This is a genomic window from Cyclobacterium sp. (assembly GCF_014762705.1).
In the GTDB taxonomy this organism is placed as follows: Bacteria; Bacteroidota; Bacteroidia; order Cytophagales; family Cyclobacteriaceae; genus Cyclobacterium.
Genome location: NZ_JABURL010000089.1, coordinates 91,300 through 113,301, shown reverse-complemented (window position 1 = coordinate 113,301; position 22,002 = coordinate 91,300). Strand labels below are relative to the sequence as shown.

General features: G+C 48.4%; 15 protein-coding genes. 7 read left to right on the top strand and 8 right to left on the bottom strand.

Annotation, left to right across the window (positions count from 1 at the left end; translation table 11 throughout):
• Window positions 1-431: 431 nt before the first annotated feature.
• The 5 genes from HUJ21_RS16990 (at window position 432) to HUJ21_RS16970 (ending at window position 4,930) form a co-directional block, all read left to right on the top strand.
• The gene (locus tag HUJ21_RS16990) at window positions 432-1,355 is read left to right on the top strand and encodes a hypothetical protein (protein WP_291371837.1); all 924 of its coding nucleotides are present in this window, start codon (window positions 432-434) and stop codon (window positions 1,353-1,355) included.
• A gap of 341 nt (window positions 1,356-1,696) precedes the next feature.
• Complete coding sequence (locus HUJ21_RS16985; protein WP_291371836.1) at window positions 1,697-3,154, top strand: sulfatase-like hydrolase/transferase; 1,458 nt, start codon at window positions 1,697-1,699, stop codon at window positions 3,152-3,154.
• A 71-nt stretch (window positions 3,155-3,225) separates the two neighbouring features.
• Complete coding sequence (locus HUJ21_RS16980; RefSeq protein ID WP_291371835.1) at window positions 3,226-3,957, top strand: sugar-binding protein; 732 nt, start codon at window positions 3,226-3,228, stop codon at window positions 3,955-3,957.
• Between the two features lie 9 nt (window positions 3,958-3,966).
• Window positions 3,967-4,524, top strand: a complete 558-nt coding sequence (locus HUJ21_RS16975; RefSeq protein WP_291371834.1) for an alpha/beta hydrolase — start codon at window positions 3,967-3,969, stop codon at window positions 4,522-4,524.
• Between the two features lie 7 nt (window positions 4,525-4,531).
• Window positions 4,532-4,930: a prolyl oligopeptidase family serine peptidase gene (locus tag HUJ21_RS16970; protein ID WP_291371833.1), complete on the top strand. Its 399-nt coding sequence runs from the start codon at window positions 4,532-4,534 to the stop codon at window positions 4,928-4,930.
• A 100-nt stretch (window positions 4,931-5,030) separates the two neighbouring features.
• Here the strand turns inward: HUJ21_RS16970 and HUJ21_RS16965 are convergent, their stop codons facing one another.
• The 4 genes from HUJ21_RS16965 to HUJ21_RS16950 are packed head-to-tail and all read right to left on the bottom strand — an operon-like array spanning window position 5,031 to window position 11,954.
• Complete coding sequence (locus HUJ21_RS16965; protein WP_291371832.1) at window positions 5,031-6,497, bottom strand: glycine--tRNA ligase; 1,467 nt, start codon at window positions 6,495-6,497, stop codon at window positions 5,031-5,033.
• A 40-nt stretch (window positions 6,498-6,537) separates the two neighbouring features.
• Window positions 6,538-9,369 carry a PVC-type heme-binding CxxCH protein gene (locus HUJ21_RS16960; protein ID WP_291371831.1) on the bottom strand — a complete coding sequence of 944 codons (2,832 nt, stop codon included), beginning with the start codon at window positions 9,367-9,369 and terminating at the stop codon, window positions 6,538-6,540.
• Between the two features lie 3 nt (window positions 9,370-9,372).
• Window positions 9,373-10,206, bottom strand: a complete 834-nt coding sequence (locus HUJ21_RS16955) for a sugar phosphate isomerase/epimerase family protein (protein ID WP_291371830.1) — start codon at window positions 10,204-10,206, stop codon at window positions 9,373-9,375.
• Window positions 10,207-10,241: 35 nt separating this feature from the next.
• Window positions 10,242-11,954 (bottom strand): PQQ-dependent sugar dehydrogenase, encoded by a 1,713-nt coding sequence (locus HUJ21_RS16950; protein WP_291371829.1) that lies wholly within the window; start codon window positions 11,952-11,954, stop codon window positions 10,242-10,244.
• 306 nt (window positions 11,955-12,260) lie between these two features.
• On the opposite strand from HUJ21_RS16950, the gene HUJ21_RS16945 reads away from it, so the two are divergent.
• Window positions 12,261-14,687 (top strand): outer membrane beta-barrel family protein, encoded by a 2,427-nt coding sequence (locus HUJ21_RS16945; RefSeq protein ID WP_291371828.1) that lies wholly within the window; start codon window positions 12,261-12,263, stop codon window positions 14,685-14,687.
• Window positions 14,688-15,198: 511 nt separating this feature from the next.
• A complete protein-coding gene (locus HUJ21_RS16940; RefSeq protein WP_291371827.1) occupies window positions 15,199-16,632 on the top strand; it encodes a DASH family cryptochrome in 1,434 nt (477 codons plus the stop codon).
• Here the strand turns inward: HUJ21_RS16940 and HUJ21_RS16935 are convergent.
• The 4 genes from HUJ21_RS16935 to HUJ21_RS16920 form a co-directional block, all read right to left on the bottom strand.
• A complete protein-coding gene (locus HUJ21_RS16935; protein WP_291371843.1) occupies window positions 16,629-17,858 on the bottom strand; it encodes a serine hydrolase in 1,230 nt (409 codons plus the stop codon). The two genes, HUJ21_RS16940 and HUJ21_RS16935, sit on opposite strands and share 4 nt — an antisense overlap.
• Before the next feature lie 12 nt (window positions 17,859-17,870).
• Window positions 17,871-18,476: a DNA-3-methyladenine glycosylase I gene (locus HUJ21_RS16930; protein ID WP_291371826.1), complete on the bottom strand. Its 606-nt coding sequence runs from the start codon at window positions 18,474-18,476 to the stop codon at window positions 17,871-17,873.
• Window positions 18,477-18,560: 84 nt separating this feature from the next.
• Window positions 18,561-21,080 carry a M14 family zinc carboxypeptidase gene (locus HUJ21_RS16925; RefSeq protein ID WP_291371825.1) on the bottom strand — a complete coding sequence of 840 codons (2,520 nt, stop codon included), beginning with the start codon at window positions 21,078-21,080 and terminating at the stop codon, window positions 18,561-18,563.
• 115 nt (window positions 21,081-21,195) lie between these two features.
• On the bottom strand, window positions 21,196-21,858 hold the full coding sequence (locus HUJ21_RS16920; protein WP_291371824.1) for a DUF3365 domain-containing protein: 663 nt from the start codon (window positions 21,856-21,858) through the stop codon (window positions 21,196-21,198).
• Between the last annotated feature and the right edge of the window lie 144 nt (window positions 21,859-22,002).

Genomic DNA, 22,002 nt, shown 5'->3' with positions numbered 1-22,002 from the left:
TGGTGAAAAGCTCCGTTAGGAGCGGGCAATCTGGTAACCATGGGGTTCAGCCCATGGGTACAGGCCGGTCCCTGAAGCTTAAGTGCCGTAGGTACGGATCTCTCCTTTCGGTCTATCAGCAGCTTATGGTTTAAACCCATATCGGTCGTGCCTACGGCACTGGGGGTTGTGGTGGTTTAGTATGTGCGTAATCAGGATGCCTAATCCTGCTTATCTATATGGCAAACAGCGCAGCTCCTTGGGGTTTGCAATCCCGTGGACAGATAAAGGAGATTTGCAATTCCCGGACATGTGCGAAAAAATCACATCCATTCACTTGCTTAAACCACAAGAGAAAGGGGGATTTGCCTAGTAAATCCTATATTTTCTTTTGCAAAAGAGATTGCTTTATTTACCAGAAATGACGACATTTAATAGCATCCGTTAGTTAAGTGGAATACATCCTGTTTTTCCTTGCCATGAAATACCTTGCATTGTTTCCGTTTCTATTTGTATTTCTTGGATCGGCAACAGTTCCCCAGCACCCGGTTTTGACGATATCTTCTGTTCCCTCGTCCACAGAGGTTTCATTTAATCCACTTCCGAAGTATAAAGCCAGCCAAAGCGATGAGCCAGGCCAACACTGGAGACACAGGCCCAAAACGCCTGCCTATAAGGTAAGAATCTCTTTTTCTGCCTGCGAATATTTTACAGACGAGCTCAAACAACTCTATACTACCGATATCGACGATATCGAGATAGTTGGCTACATTCTGGAGCACCTTAGGACACTGGGCCGTTTGGAATCTGACCTGACGATAAAGATGATCCAGGCGCAATACGATGTGCTACAAGCAGCCATCGAACAGGAGGCTGACCAAGAGCCCCTTTCAAGCAGCGAGGTGGATAACGCAATAAACGACGGCAACTATCATGAAGCTATTCGTCTCTTGAAAGTCGCTATGGATGAGGAAACGGATGGCTTTAGAAAAGGAATGTATTCTTTCCAGATCGCTTCCATCCAATACAAGGAATTGGGGCTTTTCGAGCAGGCTCGCAACAATGCCCGGCAGGCTGCTGAATTGGCAGGCAACTTTGGCAAAACCTATCTACTCCTGGGAGATATTTACTTAAGAATGAGCAGGAATTGTGGCGAGAGCTGGAAGGAACGCATGGCAGTTATCGCGGCAATTGAAAAATACGAACATGCACGGGAAATCGATACCAACGTGGTAATTGAAGCCAACCGACGCATCTTGAACCTACAGGGAAGCTTACCACTAAGAGAGGAAGGCTTCCCTCGTGGTGTTAATGCTGGCGATAAAGTTTTCGTGGGGTGTGGCATCGACGAAACGATCACCGTTCGCTTTCAATAATTCCCGATTCCATTTGTTTACCTTATCATCATTTCCCGTTATTAACTTAGAACAATTGAAGTTGCTTTTGCGAGAGCGCGGCAAATCTAAAATGGAACAACTTAGGCCATATAATCCGTAATTCCGAAATAACAGATTTAGCGCGGCATTCGATCGCTATTGGTTATAATAAATCAGACCATCAACTACCACATCAACCCTACAATTAAACATCAGAAAAACTCCTTATCTACCAAATAAATATCCTATATATGTGAAATATTCAAATGTATCTTGTATCATTAACGAATAATACCGGGTGAAATAACCGCAATGGCCTATATATACCTGCTATATCAAACATGATAAAAACTATTTGTATTGCATTAATGATCGTATTGTCCGGTTGCTGGCAAACAAAGCCGGTAAAATCGCTGCCTTCCCGGCCAAATATTCTGATAATCCTGGTCGATGATCTGGGCAAGGAATGGGTCAGCCATTATGGTGCGGCGGATATTTCCACGCCGGCCATCGATGCCCTCGCCAGAAGTGGCATCACCTTTACCAACGCCTATGCCATGCCCCAGTGCACGCCTACCCGAGTCAGCTTGTTGACGGGTCAGTATCCTTATAGGCACGGATGGGTAAATCACTGGGACGTTCCTCGCTGGGGCGGAGGAGCCCATTTCGACGAAACGCGGTATCCCTCTCTTGGAAGGGAAATGAAAAAAGCGGGATACACTACCTGTATCGCCGGCAAGTGGCAAATCGATGATTTCCGCGTGGAATCCGACGCCCTCACCGAAAACGGGTTTGATTCCTATTGCATGTGGACGGGCTACGAATCAGGAGTAGCAGCAAGTGCCAATAGGTACCAGGACCCCTACCTGTACACAAAAGAAGGCAGCAGCACCCATACCGGCGAATTTGGCCCCGATGTATTCAAGCGATTCATCATTGATTTTATTCAGGAAAACAAAGACAAACCCATGTTTATTTACTACCCCATGGTACTGACCCATACCCCCTTCGTCAATACACCCGATAGCAAGGAAGTGGACGACCTGGGTAAACACAAAGCCATGGTAGCCTATACCGATCGGATTACAGGTGACCTGGTTAAGGCGCTGGAAGATGCGGGAGTCCGGGACAACACCCTCATTATCTGGACAACGGACAATGGCACCACCGGAGCAATTACTGGACATCGAAATGGGTTTTCCGTACCAGGGGGAAAAGCAAAAACCATCGAATCCGGCATCAATGTACCTTTTATGGTGAGCTGGCCCGAAAAAATTTCGGCCAATAGGATTTCAGATGCACTGGTTGACTTTACGGATATTTTTCCTACCTGCCTGGAACTGGCAGGAATTCCGGAAAAAAAACAAAGGGATTCGGAAAATGAGCGATTTGAGATCGATGGCTTCTCCTTTCAGGATGTTTTGATCCAAGGGGACCAATCTTCCCAGCGAAACTGGATTTTAGCCATGGGAGGCGGTAACAACGCCGCGCTTACGGAAAACGGGGTGGAAAATCAATACCTGTTTCGCGACCGCGTCGTACGAAACAAACAGTACAAGTTGTACATCAATTCGAAGCGGGAACCTGAAAAATTTATCGATTTACTAGCCGACCCGATGGAAACGACCAATCTACTCGACAGCCTGCATACAGAAGAAAGAAAGCGGCATTTCCTCCAGCTCCGTGAAATCATTCCTACCTTTCCCGAAAAGGACAGCGACCCAAAATACACCCCAAATCCTTCCCAAACCTGGGATGTGCCGATAACGGAACAAAGTCAGGTGTGGAAAAAGCAATAACCCAGATAGAAACGGATCTGAAACCACTTAAATCCGGCAGTAGGAAGTACCATTCACAAACAAAAAATACGATGAGAGGAGCACTCCATAAACAAAAACGGCCGCCTGAAATGTTCACGCTTTTTGAGCGATACCTGTTGGTTTACACATTTGCCTGGCTTTCTTTTGCATGTGGCGAATCGGCTCCCGCCCGACTCAGTCTGCCATCCCTGGCTCAGGAAATACAAGTAGATGCTCAAATAGACGAAGGGGTATGGGCGCAAGCCCAGGTGCTGGAACGCTTGATCTCCCCCTGGCCAGGAAAAGAGGAGGATGACAAAACAATTTTCAGGGCCTTTGTTTCCCCAACCCATTTCAATTTTTCCTTTGAGGTAAGGGACAATTCCCTGACAACGGTAGCCTTTCAAAGTGAGGCCTCCGTGGAACAGGAAGATCGGGTGGAACTGTTTTTTTCGAGCGATACTAGCCTGGCAAAGTATTATTGCATCGAAATAGACCCGAATGGAAACGTGCTCGATTATTCTGCGGCTTACTACCGCGAGTTTGACCCGACCTGGGATTTTGCCAGCAAAGAACTGGCTGCCAGGATCACCGATACCGGATATCTTGTCGAGGGCAAAATCTCCCTGGACGAACTGAGCGAACTGGGGATCACATTTCCCTTTTTCCTTGGAATCTTCCGGGCCGACTTTCAACCATCGGCGGACGAAGCGGTTACCTGGTTTTCCTGGAAACGACCAAAAAGCAATACACCCGATTTTCACATCCCTTCGGCCTTTGGAGAAACGGTTCGAATGGAGTAAATTTCCCGCATGAGAAAGATACTTCCTGCACTCCTTGCCTGTAGCCTCGCAGTTGCCTGTCAAAGGGCATCCACCGACCCTGACCGGCCGCTACAAGCGCCCCGGGGATACCTGAATGAAACGCTACTGAATATCGCGTATGGATTGGGTAACTTGGATTTGATCGAGTCCACTCCGGAAGTCCCGGAGAATCTGGAAGCGTTTAAGGACATCCCCTACAAAACCATCAATGGGCAGGAGTTACAGCTTGATATCTACCGGAAAAAAGGCTTGAGGGAACCAGCCCCTACGTTAATTTTCGTACACGGCGGTGCCTGGAAAAAGGGCAAGCGGCAGGACTACCTCCCCTACTTGATCGATTATGCTGAAAAAGGCTACGTTACCGCCACCCTTTCCTACCGGCTTTCCGGAGTGGCGACGTTTCCTGCCGCCGCACAGGATGTGAATTGTGGCATCAAGTGGATCAAGCAACACGCAGAGGACTACGGCATTGATCCCGATCGGTTGGCATTGATCGGGGGGTTCTGCAGGGGGCCATCTTTCCCTTCTGCTCGGCTACGGAGGTGAGGAGCCTTTGTTTAACCGGGATTGCGAGCAGGGTCCGGACAGCAGGGTGAGAGCCATTGTGGATTTGTACGGCCCTGTAGATCTGACGACTCCCTATGCCATTTCCACCGAACAGGTGCAAAGTTTTATGGGCAGCAGCTACGAGCAGGATCCAGAAATGTACCGGCTGGCGTCGCCACGCACCTTCATCACTGCCGATGATCCACCAACACTTATTTTTCAGGGTACGATCGACTCTCTGGTACCGGTGAGCCAGTCAGATTCCCTGCAGCTCTGGCTACAACAAGCCGGCGTTCCACACGACTATCACCGGCTGAAAGGCTGGCCCCATACCATGGATATGGCGCAGGAAGTAAATGAATATTGTCAGTTTTATATCGACCGTTTTTTAGAACGATACCTGTAATCTGTAAACCGGTGATCTGATGTTCTTATTTGCTACCATCGGCGGTATTGGAACCACTGCAACCCGTTTCCCTCACTGCGAGGGTGCGGGAGGGCCAAAATCAAATCTTCTCAAACACCGTCCGATAGCTACAGGCGGCTGACAACCTCCCGTGAAGATCGGAAATGGCTACCCGCTCCTGCTCGGTACTGTCCCGGTGCCGGATGGTGACGGTATCGTCTTCCAGGGTCTGATGATCTACCGCAATGCAGAATGGTGTTCCGATCAAATCCTGCCGGGCATAGCGCTTGCCGATAGAGGCCGCCTCCTCGTAGATAATGTTGAAATCGTACTTCATATCCTCGAAAATGGCCTTAGCCTTTTCCGGTAGACCGTCTTTTTTGGTCAGGGGAAGGATCGCCGCTTTTACCGGTGCCAGAGCCGGGTGAAACTTGAGATATACCCTGCTTTTTTCTCCAGTTTGCTCTTCCGTATACGCATTGCAGAGCGTCATTAAAAACAAGCGGTCGGCCCCAATGGAAGTCTCGATTACGTAGGGAATATAATTCTGGTTTACCTCAGGATCAAAATACTGTTGCTTCTTCTTACTGTACTCCTGGTGTGCCTTCAGGTCAAAATCAGTACGGGAATGAATGCCCTCCACTTCCTTAAAGCCAAAAGGAAATTGGTATTCAATATCCAGGGCGGCATTGGCATAATGGGCCAGTTTATCGTGATCGTGTCGGCGGATTTTCTCCTCCGGAATTCCCAGAGCCTTGTGCCATTTCACCCTGGTATCTGCCCAGCGACTATACCATTCCATCTCCGTACCTGGACGGACAAAATATTGCATTTCCATTTGCTCAAACTCCCGCATGCGGAAAATAAACTGCCTTGCCACGATTTCGTTCCGGAAAGCCTTTCCAATCTGGGCGATGCCGAAAGGAACTTTCATGCGAGCAGTCTTTTGAACATTCAAGAAATTAACAAATATACCCTGTGCCGTCTCAGGTCGCAGGTAGATGGTAGAGGAGTCCTCTGACACTGATCCCACCTGGGTAGAAAACATCAGGTTAAACTGGCGGATCTCGGTCCAGTTGGCCGTGCCGCTCAGCGGACAGGTTATGCCCTCATTGATCATCAGGTCTCTCAGGGCAGCAAAGTCCTCGGCATCCAGCAACTTGCCCATGGCTGCCAATAATTCCTTTGCCCGCTCCACTTCTCCTGCCTGCTCGTATTGGGCGGCTTTTTCCTCAATCAGCACATCGGCACGATAGCGTTTCTTGCTGTCTTTGTTGTCCACCATGGGATCATTAAAGCTATCCACATGGCCCGAAGCTTTCCAGGTGGTGGGATGCATGAAAATGGCCGAGTCCAGGCCTACAATATTGTCATTCAGACGAGTCATGGATTCCCACCACAAGCGCTTGAGGTTATTTTTGAGTTCCACCCCATATGGACCGTAATCGTAGACTGCCTGCAAGCCGTCGTAAATTTCCGATGAGGGGTACACAAACCCATACTCCTTGGCATGGGCGATAATATCTTTAAGCAGATTGCTTTCCTGAAGTTGTGCTGATTTTGCCATGGGCGCAAAATTAAGCAAAAACACATAGTGTACAAGATTTTTATAAATCTCCCTGCATCAGGTAGGTTCGGATATGGGCAATATCCTGTGCTTCCAATCCCAGCTGTGCGGGACCGGGCATCAAACTGACAGGCACCAATCGCTTCTCGGCCACTTCGGATGCAGGGATCACAAAACGCTGCCCCTGACTGTCCAGAACTGTTACTACAGGACCGTTGGACTGCAGCAATCCGTAAACTACCGCCCCGTTTTTCAACCGAACCAGCCAGGCTTCCGATCCAAACCCAATGGCGGCATCGGGCTGCACAATGGCATTTACCAGGGTAGGGGCATCCATTTTTTGCCCGATTCCGCTTAGGTTGGGACCAATTTCATTGCCTGAATCTCCAATCCGGTGGCAAGTCAGACAGTTTTGTGTGGCCAATACCTTTCCCTTTGCTGCATCCCCCATAAATTCGTTCACTTCCCCCTCCGGGAAATCCTGTGAGGCACCAAATAAATGCACCAACATGTGCTTAACGGCTGGCCTGCCTTCCATGGCCCATTCTTCCGGAAGCTGTCTCTGCAGGGAATCGGGGAAAATTCCCTTTACTGCCAACAAAGCCATCTGTAACCTCCCTTCGGAACTTTCAGCAAGATGACTCAGTGCTTCCTGCTGCTGATCGGCGTTTGCCAGACTATCGCTCAGCATTTCAAGGGCTGCCCGGAGTTCCGGTTGGCCTACCGGCATATTATCCACCGGCGGCTCCCAATCTGTTAGAAATGCCTCCCAATTGTTGTATTTTCTAAATTGCAACCACCAGCTGGCTTGTTCGGCCAACATGCCTTCTCCCTCTGCCAGCTCCAGGAATGCTTCTACCGCCTCCTGATGGGGGATAAAAGCCAGGGTTTCCAGTGCCTGCCTCTTTTTTTCCTCGTTCAGGGCCTCGCTTTCCAACCGAAGCTTCAGTGCCGAAATAGCTGCTTCGGGATGGAGCTCCCAGATCAGCGAAGCCTGCCCGGGACTCCAATCCAGAGGATCCAAATTCTCCCATTGACTTTGAAATACCTCATTGGCCCTTTCCCTGAGTGCAATTCCAAGGGCATTCCGATACCAGGGATCCGTTCCATCATAAGCTTCTATCAGGGAAGTATAAAGAGGTGCTGTCTCTTCAAAATCAGTTTTCCGCAAGAGAATCGCAAGCTCCCGGTTCACCAGAGGAGCTGCCTGGGGAATCAGTGCCTCAGCCTCCCGAAGCAAGCTTTCAGGGGCAAAGGCTGCCAGGGCCCGGATGGTGGTAAGGACCAATTCCGGATCATCCTCCTGCAGCAAGGGCAGTACCTTTTCCAATCCCGGCTCGGCCATTCCTGCCAGCAGCCAAATGGCTCTTGCCTTGTAAAAAGGGTTGCCGTCATCCAAAAGAGGTTCCAGTTCGGGAATGACCGGGGAGCCCTGCGCTTGCAGGAGTTGCGCTGCCCGGGCGCGTATGTGGACAGCAGGATTGCGCAATGCCTCCACCTGACCTGATACGGTGGCGAAATCGATTACAGGTTTGGGATAGTCCTTCCCTTTTTTGGTGATCCGGTAGATTTTACCCTGGCCTTCCTTGTCCCGCATCTGGTGCCCGCCCACGATGGGATCGTACCAATCGGCCACAAAAAGGGAACCATCCGCTCCGAGGGTCACATCACTGGGGCGAAACCATTTGCTGGTATCCCCTTCCACCTGATGCCAGATGTACCCTTCATTATCTACATCAACAGAAGCGATAAAATTTTGTCTGTCGGCCAGGGAGTATCCGGCCCCCTCGGGCCTGGGATGATAGCCAAAAATGATGTTTCTGCCAGCATCAGCACTGAGTAACAGGCCCCGATAGGCTTCTCCCAACTCATCTCCTTCAATGCGCAGCATTCCTGTAGGAGAACCGGCACCATAGATATCACCCACAGGTAAAACACCAGGGTCATCCTGGTGCCAATGCGCTTCTGCTATGGTTTGACCCGGCCTCCTGTCGGCTTGCCAGGTGCGGTCTCCTTCCTCGCTGAAAAAACCGGCATTGCTGCCTTCCATCAGCCAGGTAGTGCGACAGGAAGCGGTCTGGTCGTCGTTGTCGCTTTGCCACATGTTGCCAAAGGAATCCACAAAAACTTCATAGGCATTGCGAAAATTATGGGACATCACTTCCATTCCGCTGCCATCGGGATTTACCCGGACGATCAGCCCGCCGGTATATACCTGACCATCATCGCTTACCTGGGAAGGTAGATTTTCCTTACTGTAGGGTGTGTATTCGTTGTACACGCTGCCGGAACGCAGGGTCCAGCCATCTTTGTCTCTAACCTGATGAGGCCCGGCATTGCCGGTGATGAAATACCACTTGCCATCGGGTCCCAGTTGGCCTGCATGCAGCCCATGATCGTGGTCCCTGCCACCAAACCCGGTTAAAAAAACTTCTTTTTTGTCAGGCAGGTCATCTCCATCGGTATCGGTATAGATGATGACATTGGGAGAGCAGGATACCACTACCTGATTACCGATCACGGCTATGCCCAGGGGGCTGCGCAGGTCCTGGTCCTGTACAAACACCTGGGAAGTGTCTGCTTTTCCATCCCTGTCCCGGTCCTCCAGGATCATGATCCGGTCTCCTGCTTCCCGTACCAGGTGCCCATCCGCATTGCGGAAATCCCTGTAATTGACCGCTTCGGTAAGCCATACCCTGCCTTTGGCATCCACATCCATGTTGGTGGGATTGTAAAAGAGGGGGCTGCTGGCCCACAGACTAACCTCCAGGTCGTCCGGCACAAACAATAATGGCGCATCATTTCCGGATTTTTCTCCACAAGAAAGTTTGGCGAGTAAAATGGAAATGGCCAAGATCCGGGAAGTTTTCATAAGTTAGTTTTTAATGAGTTGCCTGACAAATTGCAGATTTTGTTGGTAGGCAGGTAATATGGCAGCATCCTTGGGAAGGGCTCCTTCCATGATGATCCATTTGCCATAGCCGATTTTTTCCAGGGTAGATTTCACCCGGTTAAAGTCCACCTTGCCTTGCCCCAGAAGGTTACCATTTTCCTTAAAATGGATTTCACAAATGTGATCAGTCCCCAGCAACTCGATTTCCCGAAAGATATCGTAGCCCATTTCCGTGGCATTGGCCACATCATAATACACCTTCACATGGCTGGAGCCTACAGCCTGAATGATTTCCAGATGCTCTTCGGCAGAAAGCCAGGATTCAATGGCCAGGAAAACATTCTTTTTTTCTGCTCTCGGAGCTACTTTTTTCAATCTTCGGATAACTTCCGCTTTGCCCTTTTCATCTCCCCTCAAATCCCCCTCTCCAAAAAAGGCCAACAAAATCACCTGGCATCCCAAAACGCCGGCCACATCAATGGCATCTGAAACCCAGGCGGCTGTTTCCGGAGCCGATTTATAGGGCACCCGGTTCAATTCGCCAATGGCGAGACTGGCAATGGTTACCCCTGAATGCCTGGAGGCTTTCATAAAGGCTTCCTGCACGGAAGCTTGCCGCAAATGCATGTCGTTTTGGGCAGTCCCCAGGCTTACCTGTAGCCCGTCCAATCCGATTTCCCTGGCCAGGGCAAAGGCTTCCGGATCGGAGGTCTTGCCGATGGACCAGTCACACGCACCAATGGAAAGGGCTGGAAGCCTTTTGTTGGAATACCCAAATACCGGATTGAAAGATGCCAGGGCTCCCAATAATCCCATTTTTTTTATTAATTTTCTCCGATCCATCTGTTTCATTACTTTGCCCTTCTGGTTCCTGTCATGCGGTACACCTTTCCATCCGCTTTGGTAAAAAGGTACATTTCTCCTTTCTGGTCCCTTGCCAGCCTCAAATCCACCCGATTACTGCCTGACAGCTCAGAAAGGGGTATGGAGTTTCCATCATAGCTCACTTTCCATTCATAAACCGGCGCCAGGCTACCCCGCTCCAAATCCGCTGTTTCCACATAAAACAGTCTTCCATGAACGATGTCGCCAAACAGGTATTTGCCCTGCAATTCGGGAATTTCAGACCCCTGGTATTCATAGCCTCCGGAGATGGCATTGCCTTCATCATGATCATACATGGCTACCGGGTAAGTATAGCCCAGCTCGGCATCATTTTCAGGCAGGGGAAAAACCTGGTTCAGATCCATTTCAGGTTCAATCACGAAAGGTCCCTCCCGGACAGGCCAACCGTAATCATCTCCGGGCTTTACAATGTACAGGGATTCAATCTGTCCCTGGCCGATATTGGTAGCCAGCATTTTCCCATCAGCGGTCCAGGTAATCCGATGCGCATTGCGAAAGCCATGGGCATAAATTTCAGGGACTGCTTCCTCCCTGGTAACAAAGGGATTGCCTGGAGGAATACCATAGTTCCCGTTACTGCTGTTGGTTCCGGATGGATCGATACGGAAGATAGACCCCCATGCCTGACTTGCACCGTGAGGAACCCAGGCATGGCCCGCCCCTACGCTTCCACCATCACCGATGCCTATGTAAAGCAGGCCGTAATCCGGGTCTCCTTTTACTGCAAGAGGATTGAAAGTCAGTTCCTGCATGCCGTGAATGCCTGTGACCATATCTATGCGAAAGAGCTCCCGGCTTTCTGCCTGCAACGGCACTTGCAGTGGCTGTGCGGTTTTCCATTCGGTCACTACCCATTGTAGGGTGGATTTAATGCTGTCCCCGTAAGAAAAATCTGCGGGAGCGGTCCCCGGCTTTTCGGTATGGCTGGTATACAGCAGGCCATTATTGCCAAAATCCGGATGAAAGGCAAAACTGCCAAAACCGGTAGCCAGGCCAGGTTCATTGATAAATTCCGGCATTTCCAGTTCCATATCCAGATATACTTCCGTGTCTTTTCCTTCCATACGGTACATTTTTCCCCGCAGATCCATGATGTACAAGTCGCCTGTTACCGGATGGTAATCCATTTTGGCAATGCGGGTTTTCGGCTTGTTTTCGGCAGAGGCAGGGATGGTGCTGATCCATTCCAATTCCACCACGAGATCCGAAAGGGGGATAGTCTCCGGTATTGGATTCAGAATGGAGTCGGAACGTGCTCCCTCCACTGCTACCGGCGCAGGATATTGATGCATGTAGGCAATAATCGCATCGATTTCCTGCTCTTCCAGGTGTCCGAAGGCAGGCATGTAGGTATTGTAACGCTCAAAGACAGCTTTTGCACGTTCATCTCCGCTTTCGATGACTTCAGTGGGGTTTCTGATAAAGCTGCGGAGCCAATCTAATGGCTGTTCCCGGGTGATACCGCCCAGGTGGGGACCAATCCCGTCCTGCTCAAATCCATGGCAGCTGCTGCAGTGGATATCAAATAAATTTTCTCCACTTTCCAGTGCCACTTCGTCCATAGGAATTTGCTCTTCCAATTTGGGTTCTCCTGAAGAACAGGACCAGGCAGTAAAGATGGCGGATAGAAAAAGGTAATGGTAAAACCGGTAGTTCATAAAGGGTATAGTCACAGGAAATTTCTAAAACAATTGAGCCAACTAATCTAGTCTATTCTATCAAAATAAAAAAATGGAATTTAGCGCATTTGAAGCCGGCTTTTGCTATTCTGATTTGGAAAACCTACCTGTCTGGGTTGGATTAAAATCGCTCTCAGCTTAACTTTCCCAAAGTTTAGAACTTTGGGAAAGTTGCAACAAATGAACTCCTTTGGTGTACTTCTTTGGGCATTCCTGTAAAAATTCAACTTTCCTACCTATTGTATTTCTATCTTTGCAGTTACCCAGAAAATGAAAAGCTTACTCATGAAAAAAATTTATCAGCCCGCAATAGTTTTATTTTTTCTTATCAGTACCTCTGTTTTTGCCCAGTCCGATAATTTCGGCGGGATTCGGGGAAAAGTCATTGATCAGGAGGGCAAAGCTCCGTTGGGCTTTGCCACCATCAGTGTATTTGCAACGGAGAGTTCCGAAAAGACATTGGTAAATGGTGGCATCACCGCTGAGGATGGCACCTTTGACCTGAATCTGCCGCAAGGGAAGTTTGATGTGCTTGTGGAATTTATGGGTTACCTGCCCCTGGAAATCAATGACCTGGAAATCAACCGGGAAAATCGAAGGGTAGATTTGGGCAATCTGGAAATGGGTGCCGATACCGAAAACCTGGAGGAAGTGGTGGTACAGGGCGAAAAGACACTTATGGAGCTGTCCCTGGACAAACGGATCTTTAACGTGGGCAAGGATCTGGCCAATGCAGGGGGGACGGCCTCCGATATCCTGATGAACCTGCCTTCTATCAATGTGGATCCGGAAGGGGGAGTAAGCCTGAGGGGATCCAGCAATGTACGGATCCTGGTAGACGGCAAACCTTCCGGTCTGGTCAGCTTCAAAGGCAGCAGTGGCCTGCAACAACTACCTGCCAGTATGATCGAAACAGTTGAAGTCATCACCAACCCTTCTGCCCGTTATGAGGCAGAAGGCATGGCCGGCGTCATCAACATCATACTTAAAAAAGAAAACAATCAGGGTTTTAATGCCTCCTTTGAAGGAATCACAGGAAATCCACACAATTTTGGACTGGCCGCTAACCTGAACTACCGCCACAAAAAAATCAACTGGTTCGTCAATTATGGCGTGGCTTACCGCCGGGTGCCCAGGGAAGGCACCATCCGACAGCGAGTCAGCAATTCCGATACCAGCTTTTACTCCTATCAGACCACTACAGGTACCGTGAATGGCTTGAACAATAATATCCGGGCCGGCCTGGACTATTTTTTCAATGAAAACAGCATCCTTACCGGCTCCTACCTCTGGAGAAGAAGCGATGCCAGACGTCTGACCAATATAAGGTACGATGATTATGCAGCAGAAGAGGCTCCACTAGACAGCTATACGCTGCGAACCCAGGATGAAGATGAGAAAGAACCCAATTCGGAATTCAACCTGACCTATAAGCGAAGCTTTGACCAGAAAGGCCATGTACTTAGTACGGCCATTACCTACCTGGATTATTGGGAAAATTCAGATCAGGTATACACGCAGGATTCCTATTTTCCTAATGGAACGCCCATTCCAGGTGGATCTCTGCTTCAAACCTCCGTCAACGACGAATTTGACAGACAATGGCTGCTCCAATTGGACTATACCAAGCCCATAGGCAGCGAGGGCAACTTTGAAACCGGGGTACGCAGCAGTATCCGCAACATGGAAAATGATTTTATCGTCAGTGAGCGTACAGAGTCGGGAAATATGGAAGCCCTTCCAGGCCTGGATGATATTTTCCTTTATGACGAAAACATCCACGCTGCCTACGCCATCCTGGGCAACAAAAGCAATAAATTATCTTACCAGGGAGGTTTAAGGGCAGAATACACCGATGTAAGCACCACCCTGGTAAAAACCAATGAGGTCAATCCCCGGGATTATGCCAACCTGTTTCCTTCCGCCCACCTTACCTACAACATCAGCCCGGATGATGCCCTGCAGGTCAGTTACAGCCGCAGGATCCGAAGACCTGTCTACAATGACCTCAGCCCCTTTATGACCTTTTCCGATGCCCGGAATTTCTTTAGCGGCAACCCGGACCTGAATCCGGAATATACAGATGCCTTCGAACTCGGGCACATCAAATACATGGACAAAGGCTCTATTTTCTCCACCCTGTATTACCGGGATACCGAGGACAAAATTGAGCGGATCCGAAGCGTGGATGAAGAAGGAAATGCAACCACTTTGCCCTATAACCTGGTAGGTGAACAGTCAATGGGCTTTGAATTCACCACGGACTACTACCCCGTGGAATGGTGGAAGTTGGATGCTAATTTTAACTTTTTCTATGCCAAAATCGATGGCAGCAATGTATTGGACACCTACACTGCCGACACCTATTCCTGGTTTACCCGGCTTACTTCCCGCTTTACTTTGCAGAACGGACTGGACCTGCAGCTCAGGGGAAATTACGAGGGCCGCAGAAAGGTAGCCCAGGGGGTACAAAAAGCCATCGCCTATCTGGACATTTCCGCCAGCAAAGACATCATGAAGGGGCGCGGAACGCTCATTCTAAATGTAATGGATGTGTTCAACTCCCGTAGAAACCGCTATATCTTCGAGGGGCCTGGATTTATGACCGAAGGGGATATCCTGCCAAGAAGAAGGCAAATCAACCTGACCCTGAACTACCGGATCAAGCAATCCAAATCCCAAAGCAAGCCGACTATTTTGGGGGAGGATTAGGTTTCTATTGACAGATTGACTACAAAATCAATGGCTAACATCCTTCAATAGGAATGCGGCTTCAGCCAAAACCGGGGAGGGTTTGGGGAACAAATGCTTCCCAGGAAAAATTTTGGCTAAAGCCAATGGCACTAATATCCCATCCAATTGCCTCCAGCTAAAGCAGGAGGCAATTGATAAAGAAGTATTGAAAAAAAATTAAGACCAATATATCAATCGCTAACATCCTTCAATAGGAATACGGCTTTAGCCCATTCCCTATAATAAGAGTCCATAAATCCCAGGCTTTAACCAAAATTTAGGAGAGATAATGAAATAAATGCTTTACCGGCTAAAGGATTTGGCTAAAGCCAAAATGGCGTACAGGCCCTTTTTTACCCACAGCTAAAGCAGTGGGCAAATGACCAAAAGAAATCCTGTTTTCCAGGTGGTGACCAACCTAGCCAAAACATCCGCAAAAACCGGCTTTTTGTAAAAAACACTTTGGCTGAACAGGGAGTTTGTTTACTGTATGCGATATGAAAAAGCACTAGTCTGGCTGAGAAATGACCTGAGGTGGGAAGATAACCTCACCCTTAAAAAAGCAACGGAACTTGCCAGGAGCATTTTACCCGTTTATTGCCTGGATCCCCGGCAATTTGGACCAGGGGATTTTGGGTTGAAAAAAACCGGTCCTTACCGCGCCAGGTTCCTTTCCGAAACCATCCAGGATCTGCAAAATCAAATCAGGGAAAAAGGAGGTAACTTGCTGCTCCTTCACGGCAAACCTGAAGAGGAGATACCCACTCTGGCACAAAAAGCCGGGGCAGGTATGATCTGTTTTTCCCAGGAAGTCACGGCTGAGGAAATCAGGGTGGAACAGGCATTGGAAAAAGCCGCCTGGAGCAAGGGTATTGCCACGGAAAGCTACTGGCAAAGCACCCTGTTCCATATTGACGACCTGCCATTCCCGGTAGCACAACTGCCTGAGGTATTTACCAAATTTAGAAAAGAATGTGAGAAGCTATCTTTTATCCGTCCGCTGGAAAAGATTCCGGAAACCGTTCGCTTTGCCCAAATACCGGAGGGACATTTGAATTCCTGGCCTGAAATGGGCGGACCGGACTTCACTGACGAAGGAACCGAAAACAAGGCTGACATGCTTTTCCGGGGAGGATCCGGCCCTGCCTTGGAAAGAATGAACCATTATTTCTGGCAGACAGACAGTCTTGCCAGTTATAAAGAAACACGAAATGGTTTAATGGGGGCTGATTATTCCAGCAAATTCTCTCCCTGGCTGGCTATGGGAGCCCTTTCTCCAAGACAAGTTTACCGGGAAGTCAAACGCTATGAAACAGAAAGAACCAAAAATCAATCCACCTACTGGCTAATTTTCGAATTGATCTGGAGGGATTTCTTTCGCTTTATGGCCAAAAAGCATGGCAGCCGCATCTTTCAGATTGGGGGCATTCAGGACAAGGCAGGCTATTGGAAAGAAGGTAAAGTGGCTTTTTCAAAATGGGCAGCAGGCAAAACCGGTATTCCCTTTATCGATGCCAACATGCGGGAACTCAATCAAACCGGTTTTATGTCCAACCGGGGCCGGCAGCTGGTCGCCAGCTTCCTGGTAAACGATCTGGAAATCGACTGGCGCTGGGGAGCGGCCTATTTTGAGCAGCAACTCATCGACTACGATCCCTGCAGCAACTGGGGCAACTGGATGTACATTGCCGGGGTGGGGAATGACCCCAGGCAAGACCGCTATTTCAATATCCTACTACAAGCCAAAAAATACGATCCCCAGGGCACCTATATTGAGAGATGGATACCGGAACTGGACAAGTTAAAAGGTTTTGACAGACACATTCCTTTTCAGCTTCCCTCGGAAAAACTGGACACGGGCCGCATAAGGCTGGGGAAAGACTACCCGCTACCCCTGGTCTCTGCGGAAAATTGGAGCGTTTAATCAGGCAGACTTTCCAATACAAGCTTTATCAGTTCGGCTTTGGCGGCATTTTTGATCCATCGGCTTACTATTACGAGTTCATGTTCCTCATCCACATATACCATATTGGTTCCCGCTCCTAAATGGAAAAAAGAGGATTCCGGAGCAGCAGGAATTTCCTGCTGCCGGGTATTGAGAAAATAATTCATGAATCCATAATTCTCCTGTGCAGGACCCGGAGTACGGGATTTTGCAATCCATTCACTGGAAATCAGTTGCTCTCCATTCCATGCTCCTTTATGCAGGGTCAGGTAACCAAACCTGGCCTGGTCATAGGCATTGATCATCATTCCTCCGCCCCAGTGGGAGCCTCCACTTACAGACTGCATGATTTGTCCGTCAATAATAACGAAGGAATTCTCGTACCCCGTCCATCTCCAGGTAGGACTGGCACCAATTTTATCCATTATTTTTTCCTTCAGTACCAGCGGAAGTGGCTTCCTCCAAAGGTTCATGGCTGCCAGAGCAAGTACGTTCACCCGGGTATCGTTGTAGGTATAGACAGATCCGGGTTCATTTCTCTCTCTACCCAGCCAGGTTTCACTATCTCCCCGGGGCCGGTCTGCCCAGTCCGGCTTGCCCCACAGGGTTCCTTCCCAATCAGAGGTCTGTCGAAGCAAATGCTCCCAGGTGATTTTTCGGTTATGTGGCGTTCCGAATAAGTCAAATACGTCTTCTTCCACCAGGTGATCGGATTTATTTCGGTGGGCCAGGTTGGGATCGTAAGGGATGATTGGCGCCATATAGGGATGCACCAAATCTTTTTCACTTTGGATCAGGCCCTCATCCACAGCAAGTCCCACCACGGTGGACAGGAAACTTTTGGCCACACTGAAAGTCAGGTCCACCCTTTCAGGATCTCCCCATTGGCCAATTAGATACCCTTTGTATATGATCAGCCCGGTTGCAGCTCCCCTGTTTTTCATGGGGCCAATGGGATAGCCGAAGGGTTCTCTGCCAAAACCACTGAGGTAATGGGCTATTTTAAGATTAGGGTCTGCATCAGTTTCTTCCCTGATGGCCAGATCTATGGCCTCTTGCAAGAGGCCGGCATTCACCCCTAGGGCTGCAGGGTCCTTTTGCTCCCAGGAATTTTTCCCTGGAAAATAAGTTTGTGCCCGTAAATTTTCGACCAGCAAAAACCCTGAAACCAAGAAACAAAAGTAATAGAAGTGAATTCTTTTCATCATTTCATGGATTTAATACCTGGCCATGCGCTTCACTTCCTGGTGGCGGAAGCATTGTTCCAGGTGATCATTTACGATACCGGTGGCCTGCAAGTGTGAATAAATGATGGTACTTCCCAGAAATTTAAATCCCTTTTGCTTCAGGTCACGGGCAATTTGATTGGAGAGTTCAGTAGCCGCCGGAACCACAGACATGCTTTTCCACTCATTTTGCAGGGGTTTCCCATCTACAAAACCCCAGATATAGTCGGAAAATGTTCCGTAGTGTTCCTGTACTTCGATAAATTTTCGGGCATTATTAACCGCAGCCTGGATTTTTAACCGGTTTCTTACAATATCCGGATTTCCAATCAGCTTTTCTATCTCTTCTTCAGTAAAATCAGCTACCTTCCGGTAATCAAAATCCTTGAAGGCCCGCCTGTATCCCTCCCTCTTTTTCAGAATGGTAGCCCAGCTCAATCCCGCCTGGGCACTTTCCAGCACCAGAAACTCAAAATGCTTCCGATCGCTGTACACCGGAACGCCCCATTCTTCATCATGGTATTGAATGTATTTCTCGAATCCCAGACACCAGGGGCAACGAAAGGTGTCGGTCTGATTAAGTATAAAGTCGCTCATGGCAGGTCAGGTATTTTCTATGAAAGATAGGCAAATACCTAAAAAAAACAGCCATGAGGGCTTAACCATGGCTATTTTTTTTAATCAATTGGCTGATAAAAATACAGCATTGGCAAAAATCAACTTACCGGCCTCCCAGAAACTCCGAAACATGGGATTGTCCACCATATAAATCAGCTGTCCCCTTCCCATCGGTTCAACGCCAAAAACCATAGAATTGGCCATTAAAGGTTTGATTTTATAACCAATAAATCCTGTGCGATGGCTTTCCTGCCCGGCAATGTAGCCGGCGTTGATACCGTCTTCCATTAATGCATACCGATTGGAATTATTTTTCAGTGTATAAAACTCCCCTTCACTGCCATATCCCAGGGGATGAGTGGTATCCATTTGCACTTCATATATGGCACCAGCCGCATAAGTCGAAATTTCCAGCCGTTCTTTTTCCAGAAAAGGTGCCGTATTATCCCCTGCTGAACCTTTGGATATCCTGCTCTCGAATGTTTCTTTTTCCTCTTCACTGGCATAGGTCTGTAATAAACCTTCCTCCCGGTCAGCAAACAAATCCAAAGCATCTTCCATGGCAAGGAGCTTTCCACCGGCTGCTACCCATTCAGTCAAAACGGGGTGTAATTCCTCTTTGTAATTTCCCGAGGGCATAATCAGCACATTGTAATCCTGTAATACAGCCCGATTCAATTGATCGGATTCAAGAATGACAACAGGGTATTTTAACTCGCTATCCAGAAAATGCCAAACCTCTCCAAAATTCAGTGATGATACACCCTCTCCTCCCACAAGGGCAATGTCAGGTTTCCGAATGATACGTACATGGGAAGACCCGAAATCTTTCCCGCTGTCCATATAGCCTGTTTGGGTTTTACCCAGTTTTATTTCAAAGGAGTTGGCTAATTCAGTTACTTTTTGATGAAAGTCCGGGATGTAGGCATTTCCACCACGCGTAATGATAAGCGAACCTGTGGGATAACTGTTTCCTCCGACTTCGAAGGGATACTCGTTGTATCTTACCCGAATGCCTTCCTGCAGTAGGGCAGCAAGGTATTTGACATGTGAGGTGGCGTTCCATGGAGCAATGTAGGCGAGGGTTTCTTTATCGGGCCTGTTGGGCTCGAAATCAGGTTTCAAATAATCCTGCTCCGCGTCCAGACGGCCTTCCAGCGCAAAGGCATCCAAGCCAAAGGCATACGGAAGTGCCCACGAAGTGATGTCATAGGTGATGCTGTCGTTCAAAACCGGTTCCGGTTCAAATAATACCTGGGTCAAAACTGACTTGGGTTGAAAGGCATTGATGACAATGTCATTCTCGGCCAGTGACTGTCGACCGGACTCACCGGTTTGGTAGGAAAATCCGTTTAGATTTTCGCTTTTTCCACTCCAACCATACCGGATCCCATTTTTGTCCAGCAGGTCCAGCAGGGCCCGGACCTTGTCCGGCGGGTTGCTTCCCTTGATGACAAAGCTTTTGTAAGTACCGGATGGGCTGGTACTGCTTTCGGTGAAATATTGTTCATAAGCCTCCAAAACCCTATCAGCAATGGATGAAGTAGTCTCAATGGCAGAAATTCCTGTGGTATGGTGGTGGATGATCCTGTCTTTCAGGCTAATGGTATCTCCCTGGGCATCATAGCCGCCAATACCGGCCCTGCCTGAGCCACCCTGCTCTATGGTCATGCCAATGGCTCCATTGTACATGGGGTAGGTGTCTCCATAACTGGGATAAAGCAGGTCAAACCTTTCTTTGGTAAAATAAAACCAGTCCTGCTTATCAAAATAAGCAGCCGTATTCCTACCAAAAATTTCCTGGTATTCGTGCTGGAAGGCCGTCAGCTGTACGTGAAGGGGTTCTGCTGCAGGAGCAAAATAATAAGGGGAATTGATACCCTGCTCGTGAAAATCCAAATGAACCTGTGGCAGCCATTCATTGTATAAGGTCAGTCTTTGCTGTGTTTCCACTTGTGTCTGCCAGGCCCAGTCCCGGTTCAGGTCAAAGAAGTAGTGGTTGGGCCTTCCACCAGGCCAGGGCTCTCTGTGCTCGATAGATTGCAGGTCAGGCTGAAGTACCTGATTCATTTTTTGCTGATACCAGTTGACATACCGCTCTTGCCCGTCGGGATTGACACAGGGGTCCAATACCACCAAAGTATTGGCCAGCCAATCCCGGGATGATTCATTTTCGGGATCCACAAGGGAAAAAAGTGTCATCATGGTGGCTTCTGAAGAAACCGCTTCATTGCCATGCACATTGTAGCTCATCCAATGCACGGGAATGGAAAGTTCCGGACTTCCTTCCATCAGGCCGGCCCTTTTCAGGTTATCCGTACGGATGGTTTCCAGTTGTTCGATGTTTTGTTGAGAGGAAACAAAGGCAACCATCAGGGGGCGCAACTCATTGGTTTTCCCATATTCCTTCAACAACACATTGTCATTGGTAGCAGCTACATGTTGATAATAGGCGACCACCTTGTGGTGGGGGGTAAACCTGTCTCCCAGTTCATAGCCTAAAAATTCAGCAGGACTTTGTGTTTGCGCCAAAATTTGGAAATGCAACAGCATAAATCCGAAGATTGCGTATAATTTATTCATAAATAATTTAGTAATGAATGAAAGCAAGACATGCTCCCTCTTAATTGACTTAATTTTCAGTGCAAATATAAAAGTAAAAGCCTAAATGCTGCTTTGGGTAGAAAATAATCTGCCCCTACATATTCTTCACCACTTCTTTTTTGGGCAGTGAAATGCTCCACATGCCCCGTAGTTCGCCCACTTTATAACCAAGAGCTTTATCCTCAGGGTAAAGTGATTTGATTTTTTCAATGGTGGCATCACTGACTTCTTTTCCCGGCTCCCCGTGACAGTTGAGGCAAAGTCCTCCTGGTATGGTGATGGCTTTGGTATATAACAACACTTCGCCATTCTCTGTTTTTTGGATATTGGGACGGTTTTCTATTTCATTTTCAACGTTGTAGGCGTAGGCATCCAGCAGGCTCTTTTCCATGTCAGTTGGATTATTTTCCGGGTTTCTGTTTTTCACAGATACCCTCCGTATGTTGACTGCATGTTTGTCAGCAACTTTTTTGGTAATGGGCAAGGCTTCCAGGTGGCAAAAATCTATGGCTCCCGGGACCCCTTTGTCTTCAATGGCCTTCTGCAAGGCACCTATGAGCTCTGCCTGGGCTTCCTGACTGATCTCATCGCCCCATTTCATGGCATAATCTGTAATTTCAGACTCCGTAACTTTTTTTACTTCATTGGCCTTGTTTACCTGATCCACCACATCCCGGTCAATTTTTTTATTGTCACCACAGGAGGCCAGTAACAGCAAGGGTACAAACAGGAGCGTTATCCACTTTGTATTTCTCATTTGCTTTAACATCAGATTCTTTATTTAAAGATAATGACTAAACTTGAAAAAAGTTCAAAAGCTGCCCATAATCAACCCTTCTTTACCTGTCTGCTCCGGATACCATAATCTGGCATTTGTCGGGATTTCGTCAACAATATTGTT